We start from the raw sequence: 11,610 nt of genomic DNA on the forward strand, positions 1-11,610 counted from the left end.
CCCCGTTACCTTTTTCGTGGCCCGTTGATCAGCGATGATCAGGGGTAGGAGCCAGCCGGCTCCGGCATGATGTCTGCCCCCAGTCATTCATGATCCGGGGGGTGTTGTCACCGGAGCCGGTCCTGGCGGTCACGGATCGCTAATAGAAGCACGCCCGAACTACCGGGGTCTGCGTAACGTGGATGTGAACGTCTCCGCCATCTGGCCCCGCACGTTTCTGGTCCACTGATCACAGGCGGCTTCTCATGAATACCCAGCACGATCTCGTCATCGGATTAGACGTCGGCAAGCAGGAGCATCACGCGACCGCGCTAGCAGCCGACGGAACCATCCGTCACGACAAACCCTTACCGCAATCTGAACCGAAGATCCGGGAACTCCTCACACACCTGCAAGCGGTTCATGGCCGCCTGCTCGTGGTGGTCGATCAACCGAAAACTATTGGTGCGCTGCCGGTCGCGATCGCTCAATCCATGGGCATCGATGTGGCCTACCTGCCCGGGCTGACGATGCGTCGCGTCGCCGATTTACACCCAGGAGACGCCAAAACCGATGCCCGGGACGCGTTCATCATCGCAGATACCGCCCGGACCATGCCGCACACGCTTCGATCCATCACCGTCAGCGAAGAGAACACCGCTGAACTGTCCATGCTCTGCGGTTTCGACGATGACCTCACCAGTCAGAGCACCCAGGTCAGCAACCGGCTCCGCGGCCTACTAACGCAGATCCATCCCAGCCTCGAACGCGTTCTCGGCCCGCGCCTGCATCATGCGGCCGTGCTCGATCTGCTCAACCGCTACCCAAGCCCAGCTGCGTTGAAAACCGCCGGACGCGGCCACGTCAGAGCAAGACTGAAGAAACTCGCGCCACGACTCGCCACACGACTGACCGAAGAGATTTTTACCGCTCTCGCCGAGCAATCCGTCGTGGTTGCCGGGACCGATGCCGCCGCGAAAGTCATCCACCGGCTCACCGCTCAACTGCAACAACTCCGCCAGCAACGCGAAGAGATCGGCGAAGAAATCCTTCAGGTGGTCGATGCCCACCCTCTCGCCGAAGTCCTGATGTCAATGCCCGGCATCGGCGTCAGGACTGCAGCACGCATCCTTACCGAAGTCGTCGGCAAGAACTTCAAAACCGCTGCCCACCTGGCCTCATACGCCGGCATCGCGCCCGCAACCCGCAGATCCGGGACATCCATCCGCGGCGAGCAACCCTCCAGACGCGGCAACAAGACCCTCAAACGAGCCCTGTTCCTCTCCGCCTTCGCGGCCCTCCACGACCCAGAATCCAGGGCCTACTACGACCGCAAACGCGCCCAAGGAAAGCGACACAACCAAGCCCTCATCGCCCTCGCCCGACGACGCACCGACGTCCTCTACGCCATGCTCAGAGACGGAACCTTCTACGCATCCCGAGCCACCCCGGTCCCCACAGCCGCTTGACGAAAACCATAGAAGCACCCCTCGTCGCCGAGGCGCGCCGACTCGGACTCGGCCCCGCCGATCTCACGGCGCTCATCGAGCGGCACTCCACCACTCCACCCCCGTCGCGGCCCTGAGGCCGCACATCGAAAGGGATCCCATGGACCCCGTCATCCAGGTCCGCGACCTGACCGAGAAGTACAAGGAGACCCTCGCCCTCGACCGCGTGGACTTCGACATCGAACGGAACACCATCTACGGGTTCCTGGGCCGCAACGGCGCCGGCAAGACGACTGCGATGTCGATCCTCACGGCCCAGAACTTCGCGACCAGTGGTTCGGTACGTGTCTTCGACGAGCCCTACCTGGGACTCGACGCGCTCGCCCGCCAGATCTTCTACGACCGGCTCATCGCCGACTACGCGGAACACCCGCGCACGATCCTGCTCTCCAGTCACCTCATCGACGAGATCTCCAGCCTCATCGAACGTGTCCTCGTCATCGACAAGGGACGGATCATCATGGACCAGTCGACGGACGAGGCCCGTGAACGCGCCACCAACCTCGTCGGGGACGCCACGCAGGTGGAACGGTTCGTCGCCGACCACGAGGTGATCCACCGCGAGACCCTCGGCCGTGTCGCCTCGGCGACCTTCCTCGGCACGCTGTCCCCGGACGAGCTCGAGCGGGTCCGCGAGGCCGGCCACGTCCACCCGCAGCGGCAATCGGATCGTCCCGGTCATCCGCATGCAGTTCCTCAACACCCAGACCTTCGTCTGGGTCCCCGCTCTGATCCTCGCGGGCACCATCGCGATCTCCTTCGTCATCTTCGCGATGATCCCGGTCGACGAACCCAAGTGGGGCGGTGGAGCCCAGGCCCCGATGTGGTACTTCGCGATCATCGGCGTCCAGGCGCTCACACTCACCTTCCCGTTCTCCCAGGCCATGAGCGTCACCCGGCGGGAATTCCATCTCGGGACGCTCGCCGCGGCCGCGGTCAGCGCGATCGGCATGGCGACCCTGTTCGTCCTACTGGGGCCCTCGAGATCGCCACCGAGGGCTACTGCGTCAACGGGTACGTCGCCTATCTCCCCTGGCTGTGGGACGGTGGCCCGCTGGCCGCCTGGTTCACCTTCTTCACCATCATGATGTTCGCGTTCGTCGTGGGTTTCTGGGGCGCGACCGTCTTCAAGAGGAGGGGCACCATGATCCTCACGATCGTGCTGTTGGCACTCGGACTCGTCGTCGCCGGCACCGTCCTCCTCACCCTTTACGCACTGATCCTCACCGCGGTCCTCGCAGCCGGTTCCTACCTCACCCTGCGCCGTGCAGTCGCGTGAGTGAGGCTGTCGACGGCGGGAGCGAGCAGAACGCGTCGGACACGGGTCCGAGACGGTCCTCTCCCTCACCCGCCGGGTTACGTCAGGGCAGTCGGCCCGTCCGGAGCAGATGCTCGAACTCGGAGTGGAACCTCGTGGCGTCGGCCTTGCGGTGGGGCATCATCCGCATGTCACGGCCGCCACGAACACGGACCTTCATGAGCGAGAACAGGCGTCCGCCGTACTCGACACCGGTGATGGCCCCCGCAGGCGCCTGCCGGAGGATCTTCTTCTTCCGGAACGGCCCCGCCACTTTGGCCAGGACGACCCTCTCGCGCGTCACGATGAGCACATGCGGGAAGTTCCCGGCGATTCCGGGACACACGAGGAGGACCTCCTCGTCGTCCTCCAACAGCGTCGGGATGTCCGAGCGCAGGCCGAAACTCGCGTACAACTCGTTGCGGTTGAGGGCCGACGCATAGGTCATCGAGGAACGGGACGGGGTCATCAGAACACCTCGGTCGACCCGATTCGGCGGATGTTCTCCCACATGTCACCGAACCAGCCGAATCCTTCGGATCTTCCGAACCCGAATCCGCCGGGTCCGCCGAATCCGTTGATGAGCATGGAACACACCAGCAGCCAGAACACGAGGAAGACGACCGCGCCCAGGAGGGCCCGGACGTCCCGCCGTGGCTGGTGGACGACGGCTTCGTCGGGTCGTTCGGGGTCAAGGCGCAACGGCTTGGTACTGCCGACGGTCGCGCGGTGGTCGGACACCTCGTCGACGATCCGTCCCTCGACCGCGGTCCATCCCACCCGTCGAGGATTGCGGACGAGGACGATCCACAGACTCTTGACGACACGCCATCCAGCGAAGACGGTTCCGACGCCGAGGATGATCAACGAGATGGGCATGACATGGGCTCCTGGTGAGAGGGACCGGGTGGCTCCATTCTTCCACGCAGTGATTCCTCCACGCGGACCAGCGCTGCTCCGGGACCGACACACTCCGGGACCGCAACACCGATACACGGGATGCGGGGACAATCGTCACGCACGTAGTCGTTCCCCAGGAGGCCACCGATGTCCGCCGTCGCCCAGCAGACCACCACCGACCGGACCCGCACCGGTTCCCGGATCCCACCCCGCACCGCACTCGTGGTCGTCGACGTCCAGAACGACTTCTGCGAAGGCGGTTCCATGGGTGTGGACGGCGGGGCCGCCACCGCGCGGGCGATCAGCCGGTACCTGGGTGCCGTGGCCGCTGAGTACACCCTCGTCGTCGGCACCCGCGACGACCATGCCCCGGACTCGACGAACTCCGGGCACATCGCCCTCCCGCCTGATTCCCCCGACTTCGTCGATTCGTGGCCGCCGCACTGCATCCGCGGGACCGCGGGCGCCCGTCCTCACCCGGATCTCGACACCACCTGCATCACCACCTGGGTCCACAAGGGGTTCGGCGTCCCGTCCTACTCCGGATTCGAGGGCGCCGACGAGGCGGGACGCCCGCTGGCCGACCTCCTCCGGGACGCCGGTGTCGAGGCGGTCCACGTCGTCGGCATCGCCACCGACCATTGCGTGCGTGCCACCGCCCTCGACGCCGTCGCAGCGGGTTTCCGCACGACGGTCCTCACGGATCTCGTAGCCGCGGTGGACCCCACGCGCGTGCCGGAGGTCCTGGCGGAACTCCGCGGGGCCGGTGTGGAGACCTCCCCGGCCGCGTGAGTCGGGTGATCCCGGGCCTCACCGACGTTCTGCCGAGCCCCGCACCTCCAAGGGCGTTCTCTGCGCACCCTCCGCATCGAAGTTCGTGGGGTCGAGCCAGGCTTCGAAACCGGCCCGCACCTGCGGCCACTCGTGGTCGAGCAGGGAGAACCACGCGGTGTCCCGCGACCGTCCCTTGTAGACGACCGCCTGCCGGAACGTGCCCTCGTAGGTGAAGCCCAGTCGCGCGGCCGCGGCCCGTGAGGGCGCGTTGAGCGCATCGCACTTCCACTCGTACCGGCGGTACCCCAGGTCGTCGAAGACGTGGCACATGAGCAGGTACTGGGCCTCGGTCGACGCCCGGGTCCGGCGCAACAGGGGTGAATAGGTCACCCATCCGACCTCCACGACACCGTTGCCCGGGTCCTGCCGCAGGAGTGCCAGGCTCCCCACGGCCGTACCCGTCGCGGCGTCGATCACCGCGTAGTGGAGCGGATCGTCGTGTCCCGCGGCGTCGTCGATCCACGCCCTGAGATCGCGCTCGTCGTCGAACGGCCCGATGGGCAGGTAGGTCCACTGTGCACCGTCGTCTCCCCGGTGTGCCGCGACGAGCGCGGGACCGTGCACCGCGCCGTCCAGACGCTCCAGTCGGCAGTACCGCCCGGTGAGCACTCCCCCGGTCGGCCGCTCCCGAGGCGCCCAGCCCTCGAGTGCCGACCCCACCGGTTGGCCGTACACGTTCGTCGACGTCATGCGTCGGCCTCGGTGGCGGGTTCCTCCGGAGGTACCGACGGTGCGGCCGGTGCCGCATCGTAGGTGACCCAGCGGGTACGGGTCGCCACCTGCGTGTAGAGGATCTGCGCGCGGTGGTTGTCCTCGGCGGTGATCCAGCGGACCGTCGTCGCACCCTCCTCCTGCGCGATCTCCTGCAGGCGGCGCACGAGCGCCCGGCCGATGCCCCGACCGCGGACGGCAGGATCCGTGTAGAGATCGTCGAGCCACAGTCCCACCGAGCCGGTGCTCGGACGTGAGAAGCGGCGGAAGTCAGCGATCCCCACGATCGTCCCCGTGTCCGTGTCCACCGCCACGAGCGCTCGGCACTCGTGGTCGGGATCCGCGATCCACGACCACACCCGGTCGACGACCGCCTGGTCGGGCGCGAGTTCGTAGAAGGCGCGGTAACCGCGGAAGAGTTCCTTCCAGCGGGACTCGTCGGCCTCGGTCACGGTGCGTACGGTGAGTGTGTTCCGGGTCATGCTCCCGACCTTAGACCGGACCGACCTCATGCCGCACCGGCGCGGTCGTGCGCGACCCGTCCGGTATCAGCTGCCGGATTCTCCACGACACCCGACACGGCACAGACTATTTCTTTACCGGTAAGAATAACTACACCACCATTCTCGTCGGGGCATGAATCCACTAGCATGTGTCCCGAGTCACCGACGACCACCGCATCACCCCGAGGAGCACCGGATCATGACGATCACCGCCGAAGAACAGATGATGATCAAGACCGTCGCGGATTTCATCGACAAGGACGTGAAGCCGCGCGTGGGCGAGGTCGAGAAGTCCGGTGAGTACCCCACCGAGTGGATCGAACAGATGAAGGAGATGGGCATCTTCGGCCTGGCCATCCCCGAACCCTGGGGCTTCGGCGCGGTCTCCACCGAGGCCTACGTCCTCATCTCACAGGAACTCGCCCGCGGCTGGATGACGCTCACCGGTGCGATGGGTGGGCACACCGTCGTCGCCAAGCTCATCCAGATGTTCGGCACGGAAGATCAGAAGGACAAGTACCTGCCGGGCATGGCCACCGGTGAGATCCGCGCGACCATGGCGCTCACCGAACCCGGCGGCGGCTCCGACCTCCAGGCCATGAAGACCGTGGCGGCCACCGACGGCGAGGACTACGTCATCAACGGCACGAAGACCTGGATCACCAACTCCCGGAAGTCCAGCCTCGTCGCGCTCCTGTGCAAGACCGATCCGACCGCCGACCCGGCCCACCGCGGCATCAGCATCGTCCTCGTCGAGAAGGACCCCCACTTCGAGGTCCCCACCGGTTTCGAGGTCTCCAAGGACTTGCCCAAGCTCGGCTACAAGGGCGTCGAGTCCTGCGAGCTCTCCTTCTCCGACGTCCGGGTCCCGCGCGCCCATCTGCTCGGCGAGACCGAGGGCCAGGGCTTCAAACAGATGATGAAGGGCCTGGAGACCGGCCGCCTCAACGTCGCCGCCCGCTCCCTCGGTGTCGGCCAGGCCGCCCTCGACGACGCCGTGAAGTACTCCCAGGAGCGCGAGTCGATGGGCAAGCCGATCTGGCAGCACCAGTCCGTCGGCAACACCCTGGCGAAGATGGCCACCAAGCTGGAGGCCGCCCGCCAGCTCGTCCTCCACGCCGCCCGCTGCTTCGACTCCGGTGAACGCGTGGACATGGAGGCCGGCATGGCCAAGTACCACGCCTCCGAGGTCGCCGCCGAGGTCGCTCTCGACGCCATCCGCGTCCACGGCGGCTACGGCTACTCCACCGAGTTCGACGTCGAGCGCTACTACCGCGACGCCCCGCTCATGATCGTCGGCGAGGGCACGAACGAGATCCAGATGGGCGTCATCGCCAAGCAGCTCATCGGCCGCAACAAGATCTGAGGTCCCGCGCACGGAAGGTCCCGGCGGCATCACACACAGTTCACCGGGAATCCGGTTCCCCGTCAGGGGCACGCCAGGGAACGGTCATCCCCGCCCCCTAGCGTGCCCCGCATGCCTTCTCCCACCGCCGCTGCAGGTTTCCCGCCGCCCTCCCCGGGCACCGAGGCGCCCTCCCGTACCACCGCACCCGTCTACGCCGGCCCGATTTCCGCCCCCCTCCTCCCTGAGGCGACGGACCCGGTGCTCGCGGCGGCCTGCCGGGCGGCCGCCTCGGCGGCAGTGGACGCCTGGGCCGGTGCCGACCGCGCGACTCTCGCGGCCGAGGCGCGGATGGGCGCAGACGGCACCCCGACTATGGAGATCGACGTCCGCGTCGAGGACGCGATCCTCGCCGTCGCCGAGCACCACCGGGTGAACCTGCTGAGCGAGGAGGTCGGGTTCGTCGACCACGGCTCGGCCCGCACGCTCGTCGTCGACCCGCTCGACGGCTCCGCGAACGCCGCCGCCGGTGTCCCGCTGTCCTGTTTCTCCGGGGTCCTCGTCGAGGACGACACCCCCGTCGAGGCGCTCAACACCTGGCTGGAGACCGGCCGCTCGGTGCACGCCCGGGCGGGCGGACCCACCGTCGACGGCACCGGCAGGGTGCTGGCCACCTCGGGACGGTCCTCCCTCGACGGTGCCGCCCTGTCGATGCTCCGACCCAAGGTCGGCGAGCGCGGCGACACGATGGACACGTGGGTGGCACTCACCCGCCGGGCCGGGCGGATCCGCGTCCTGTCGACCAGTTGCCTCGAGTCCATGCTCGTCGCCACCGGCGCTATCGACGTCTTCGCCGATGCCGGCAGCGACACCCACCGCCTCGTCGACGTCTATGCGGCAGCGGTGTTCGCGCCCGCCGCCGGAGGTGCGGTGCTCGACGCGTTCGGGCGCACCATCGAGTTCGACACCGACCTCACCCGGCGGTACTCCGGCGTCGTCGCGGCCACCCCGGCACTGGCCGAGGAGGTCGGGGCACTCATCGCCCAGATCCAGGGCTGAACTGAACGCAGCTCTGCTCACACCTCACCGACTGATTCGTGTCCGTCGCCTGTGCCACCATCGACGGCATGAACGCCCTCCGCCCCGACGCCTCGGCCGAGCCCTTCGTCACCCGTGCGGAGTTCGTGGACGGGCAGTTCGTCTACGCCGTGCAGGTGGACACCTCCGCCGGGTCCTTCGAGTTGTGCCCCGCGGACGCCTGCACCATCGACCTCGCCCCGGCCGTCTGCGAGGTGCCCCTCCAGGTCGAGGCCGCCGAGGCACAGGAGAAGCTCGACGCCGGTGCCGCCCAGTTCCGTGAGCGCCCCGCGATCACCGCCGAGGACCCCCTCGTCGTCGCACTCTGTGGGTTCCTGCGCGAGCACGGGATCGAGGTCGCCGGCGTCGAGTTCATCGAGAAGGCCGACGGCACCCGCGTCGTCTACGACATCAACACGAACACCAACTACAACGGCGATGTCGAGGCGCTCACGGAGAACTCCGCCCGTCACGCCCTCGCCCGGTTCATGGGCCGCGAACTCGCCGCCGTGCAGGAACGCCTGGCCGTCCACGCCTGAACCACCGGCCTGTCACCACGGGAATCGGGTTTTCCCACCCCGCGGTGAGGGCAACTGCACTGTGCCGGGACCACCCGCGGGCGCACTCTGGATTTGATCAGTCCAGGAGCCCCATCCGGACGGTGCGGATCGGCCGCACGGATCCCCGGGGCCCGCGTTCTCCAGGAGACTTTCCGTGAGCACCTCCGGCACCCCCGATCCACAGGCCACCGGCACCACCGACATCACCGACACCTCCCCCACCACGGGTTCCGCGCCCTACGCCGCGCGCTCGTACACGGCCGGCGGCGGTTCCGCCCCGATGGTCCACGGCTCCGCGCCGGCCACCTACGGTTCGTCCGCGCCGGCCTCCGTGTACTCGACCTCCCGCCCGCACGCCCCGGCGGACGGCGGCATGTACACCGACGCACTCCTGGGCGACCGCCCCTACCCCGGGGCCGAGGGCATGGGCCCGCTCCACACCGACGACTCGAACTGGACGACGCCCTTCGGGACCACGCCTTTCGACGGGCCGGCCTCGCACCGTGGGACCACGGGTCCGACCCCCGGCTCCGTGCCGCTGGGCACGCACACCCGCCCCGCACCGACCGCACCACCCAAGAGCTATCTCGTCACGGCACTGCTCACGCTCTTCGTCGGCATGTTCGGTGTCGACCGGTTCTACCTCGGCAAGGTCGGCACCGGCCTGCTCAAGCTCTTCACCTTCGGCGGCCTGGGCATCTGGTGGATCATCGACGCCGTCCTCACGCTTTTCGACCAGCAGACCGACCAGTACGGTCGCAAGCTCACCGGCTTCGAGGAGCACAAGGTGATCGGTTGGGTCGTCGGTGGTGTCGTCGCCCTGTGGACGGTCTCCGGCAACGGATTCGTCCCGTTCTTCTTCCTGTGAACCTTCCTCCTGTGCTCGCGGCCTGAACGATCGGCGCCGCCGTCTCCGTCACCCACGTACCCGCTTCTGCCGAACAGCCCGCTTCATGAACAGGGCGGTTCGACGGGAGCGGGTACGTCCGTGTCCGGACCCGGCGTGCGGTCAGGGTGCGGATGCCGCGAGGACGGGGCGCCTCGGCAGCGGCGACGGCTCAGCCTACGAGGAGCACGACCCCGCGGATCACGGCCACGAGTCCACCGATCCCGGCGAGGGTGATCGCGAGGACCCGGGCACCCTCGACCGGCACCTTCCCGGCCAGCCACCCACCGGCGCGGATGCCGCCGAACACGACGGCGACGATGAGGGGGAGGAGCCACCAGGGTGGCAGTTGTGCGACCGTCGTCGCCCCGACCCCGAGTTTCACGAGGACGGAGATCAGGCCCATCGTCATGAAGGTCGGCTGCATGGTCGCGGCGAAGGACCGTTGGGGCCAGCGGGAGACCTTCGAATAGATCACCATGGCGGGTGCGGCGACGCCGGCGCTCGTGTTGAGGAATCCACCGACCGCGCCCGCACCGGCGGTGAGCCAGCGGCTCGTCACGTGGGGGACGCGCGGCATCCCGAAGGTCAGCCCCAGTGCCACGAGGACGACCGCTCCGATGACGATGTTGAGCCAGGCGGCGGGGAGCTCGCGGACCATGAGCCCGGCGGGGATCCCGCCGAGGACCGCCATCGGCAGGAAGATCAGATACCTCTTCCAGTCGACGTCGCGCAGGACGGCGAGCATGATGAGGAACCCGCTCACCACCGTCGTCGCATTCGTCACGAACACCCCGAGCGCCGGGCCCATGAGCAGGGCCAACACCGGTGCGACCACGAGGCCCACCCCGGTGCCCGAGAGTCGCTGGAGGGTGGCGCCGACGAGGATCGCGGCGAGGGTCACGGCAACGGCGAGAGTGGTCATCGGCGCCAGACTACGCCCACCGTCCCGGATCGTGGACGAGGGACGGGATTGTGATGGACGGATCAGCGCCAGGCGCCCCGCACGCTCCTAGGGTGGGTGCCGGGCCCGCGGGCCGACCCCGCGGGGCACGTCGACAGGCCGGGTGGCCGCCCGGCAGGAAGAAGGCACACATGTCCGCCATCACCCGTTTCACCGACAAGACCGTCATCGTCACCGGAGGCGGCTCCGGACTGGGTCGTTCCGCCGCGCTCCGCCTCGCCGAGGAGGGCGCGAACCTCGTGCTCGTCGATCTCGACGCCGAGGGCCTGGACGAATCGAAGGCCGAGATCCTCGCCGCCGCTCCCGAGGCGAAGATCGAACTCGTCACCGCGAACGTCACCGACGAGGAGGAGGTGAAGAAGTACGTCGCGCACACGCTCGACACCTTCGGCACGATCGACGGCTTCTTCAACAACGCCGGCATCGAGGGCCGCCAGAACCTCACCGAGGACTTCGGCTCCGAGGAATTCGCCAAGGTGCTCGCGGTCAACCTCAACGGCGTCTTCTACGGCATGACCCACGTCGTCAAGGTCATGCGCGAGCAGGGCCACGGCTCCATCGTCAACACCGCCTCCGTCGGCGGCATCACCGGCGTCGGCATGCAGTCCGGGTACGCCGCGTCCAAGCACGGCGTCGTCGGTCTGACCCGCAACTCGGCCCGCGAGTACGGCGAACACGGCGTCCGGATCAATGCGATCGCCCCCGGCGCGATCATGACCGCCATGGTCGAGGGCTCGCTCAAGCAGATCGACCCCGACAACTGGGAGAAGGTCGGCGAGGAGTTCGTCTCCGTCAACCCCATGAAGCGGTTCGGCAAGCCCGAGGAGGTCGCCGGCCTCGTCGCATTCCTACTGTCCGACGACGCGCCATTCATCAACGCGGCGGTCGTCCCGATCGACGGCGGCCAGTCGGCCATGTACTGAGCGTCGCCGTACCGGACCGCGCTCCCGAGGCGCCCCGCCCCGGCGCCTCGCGCGCGGACCCGCCCCGGAACCACACCGCCCCGAAATCCTCGACGGCCCTCGATATGTCGTGACATACCGAGG

The 11,610-nt window shown here is 68.0% G+C and carries 12 protein-coding genes and 1 pseudogene; 8 read left to right on the forward strand and 5 right to left on the reverse strand.

Features of this window, described 5'->3' with window-relative positions; all coding sequences use genetic code 11:
* The first annotated feature begins 245 nt into the window (after positions 1-245).
* Positions 246-1,448 (forward strand): IS110 family RNA-guided transposase, encoded by a 1,203-nt coding sequence (locus AAD496_RS14540; RefSeq protein ID WP_349829580.1) that lies wholly within the window; start codon positions 246-248, stop codon positions 1,446-1,448.
* A 139-nt stretch (positions 1,449-1,587) separates the two neighbouring features.
* A pseudogene (locus AAD496_RS14545) lies at positions 1,588-2,130 on the forward strand (ATP-binding cassette domain-containing protein); the annotation flags it as partial.
* 718 nt (positions 2,131-2,848) lie between these two features.
* Here the strand turns inward: AAD496_RS14545 and AAD496_RS14550 are convergent.
* Entirely contained in the window at positions 2,849-3,253 is a 405-nt protein-coding gene (locus tag AAD496_RS14550; protein ID WP_349829581.1) for a hypothetical protein, read from the reverse strand.
* Positions 3,253-3,663 carry a hypothetical protein gene (locus tag AAD496_RS14555; RefSeq protein WP_349829582.1) on the reverse strand — a complete coding sequence of 137 codons (411 nt, stop codon included), beginning with the start codon at positions 3,661-3,663 and terminating at the stop codon, positions 3,253-3,255. Before AAD496_RS14555 ends, AAD496_RS14550 begins: the two co-directional genes overlap by 1 nt.
* Before the next feature lie 168 nt (positions 3,664-3,831).
* On the opposite strand from AAD496_RS14555, the gene AAD496_RS14560 reads away from it, so the two are divergent.
* Entirely contained in the window at positions 3,832-4,476 is a 645-nt protein-coding gene (locus AAD496_RS14560) for an isochorismatase family protein (protein WP_349829584.1), read from the forward strand.
* Positions 4,477-4,494: 18 nt separating this feature from the next.
* Here AAD496_RS14560 and AAD496_RS14565 read toward each other — a convergent pair whose 3' ends face one another.
* Both AAD496_RS14565 and AAD496_RS14570 read right to left on the reverse strand, forming a co-directional pair.
* Positions 4,495-5,208, reverse strand: a complete 714-nt coding sequence (locus tag AAD496_RS14565; protein WP_349829585.1) for a GNAT family N-acetyltransferase — start codon at positions 5,206-5,208, stop codon at positions 4,495-4,497.
* Complete coding sequence (locus AAD496_RS14570; protein WP_349829587.1) at positions 5,205-5,711, reverse strand: GNAT family N-acetyltransferase; 507 nt, start codon at positions 5,709-5,711, stop codon at positions 5,205-5,207. Before AAD496_RS14570 ends, AAD496_RS14565 begins: the two co-directional genes overlap by 4 nt.
* Positions 5,712-5,931: 220 nt before the next feature.
* Here AAD496_RS14570 and AAD496_RS14575 point away from each other — a divergent pair, with 220 nt between their 5' ends.
* From AAD496_RS14575 to AAD496_RS14590, 4 genes are all read left to right on the forward strand, one after another.
* Positions 5,932-7,098, forward strand: a complete 1,167-nt coding sequence (locus AAD496_RS14575) for an acyl-CoA dehydrogenase family protein (RefSeq protein ID WP_349829588.1) — start codon at positions 5,932-5,934, stop codon at positions 7,096-7,098.
* Between the two features lie 111 nt (positions 7,099-7,209).
* Positions 7,210-8,136 (forward strand): inositol monophosphatase family protein, encoded by a 927-nt coding sequence (locus AAD496_RS14580; RefSeq protein ID WP_349829589.1) that lies wholly within the window; start codon positions 7,210-7,212, stop codon positions 8,134-8,136.
* A gap of 68 nt (positions 8,137-8,204) precedes the next feature.
* Complete coding sequence (locus AAD496_RS14585) at positions 8,205-8,693, forward strand: hypothetical protein (RefSeq protein WP_349829591.1); 489 nt, start codon at positions 8,205-8,207, stop codon at positions 8,691-8,693.
* A gap of 175 nt (positions 8,694-8,868) precedes the next feature.
* Positions 8,869-9,582, forward strand: a complete 714-nt coding sequence (locus tag AAD496_RS14590) for an NINE protein (protein WP_349829592.1) — start codon at positions 8,869-8,871, stop codon at positions 9,580-9,582.
* 190 nt (positions 9,583-9,772) lie between these two features.
* On the opposite strand, the gene AAD496_RS14595 is transcribed toward AAD496_RS14590, so the two are convergent.
* On the reverse strand, positions 9,773-10,525 hold the full coding sequence (locus AAD496_RS14595) for a sulfite exporter TauE/SafE family protein (protein WP_349829593.1): 753 nt from the start codon (positions 10,523-10,525) through the stop codon (positions 9,773-9,775).
* A gap of 170 nt (positions 10,526-10,695) precedes the next feature.
* On the opposite strand from AAD496_RS14595, the gene AAD496_RS14600 reads away from it, so the two are divergent.
* Complete coding sequence (locus tag AAD496_RS14600; RefSeq protein WP_349829594.1) at positions 10,696-11,487, forward strand: glucose 1-dehydrogenase; 792 nt, start codon at positions 10,696-10,698, stop codon at positions 11,485-11,487.
* The last annotated feature ends 123 nt before the right edge of the window (positions 11,488-11,610 follow it).

This window comes from Brevibacterium litoralis (assembly GCF_040212315.1).
Lineage (GTDB): Bacteria > Actinomycetota > Actinomycetes > Actinomycetales > Brevibacteriaceae > Brevibacterium > Brevibacterium litoralis.

Bases quoted from the DNA above. Each gene is read 5' to 3' on its own strand.
- AAD496_RS14585 (WP_349829591.1), top strand. From the start codon at position 8,205: ATGAACGCCCTCCGCCCCGACGCCTCGGCCGAGCCCTTCGTCACCCGT.
- AAD496_RS14560 (WP_349829584.1), top strand. From the start codon at position 3,832: ATGTCCGCCGTCGCCCAGCAGACCACCACCGACCGGACCCGCACCGGT.
- AAD496_RS14580 (WP_349829589.1), top strand. From the start codon at position 7,210: ATGCCTTCTCCCACCGCCGCTGCAGGTTTCCCGCCGCCCTCCCCGGGC.
- AAD496_RS14575 (WP_349829588.1), top strand. From the start codon at position 5,932: ATGACGATCACCGCCGAAGAACAGATGATGATCAAGACCGTCGCGGAT.
- AAD496_RS14570 (WP_349829587.1), bottom strand. From the start codon at position 5,711: ATGACCCGGAACACACTCACCGTACGCACCGTGACCGAGGCCGACGAG.
- AAD496_RS14565 (WP_349829585.1), bottom strand. From the start codon at position 5,208: ATGACGTCGACGAACGTGTACGGCCAACCGGTGGGGTCGGCACTCGAG.
- AAD496_RS14550 (WP_349829581.1), bottom strand. From the start codon at position 3,253: ATGACCCCGTCCCGTTCCTCGATGACCTATGCGTCGGCCCTCAACCGC.
- AAD496_RS14555 (WP_349829582.1), bottom strand. From the start codon at position 3,663: ATGCCCATCTCGTTGATCATCCTCGGCGTCGGAACCGTCTTCGCTGGA.
- AAD496_RS14540 (WP_349829580.1), top strand. From the start codon at position 246: ATGAATACCCAGCACGATCTCGTCATCGGATTAGACGTCGGCAAGCAG.
- AAD496_RS14595 (WP_349829593.1), bottom strand. From the start codon at position 10,525: ATGACCACTCTCGCCGTTGCCGTGACCCTCGCCGCGATCCTCGTCGGC.
- AAD496_RS14600 (WP_349829594.1), top strand. From the start codon at position 10,696: ATGTCCGCCATCACCCGTTTCACCGACAAGACCGTCATCGTCACCGGA.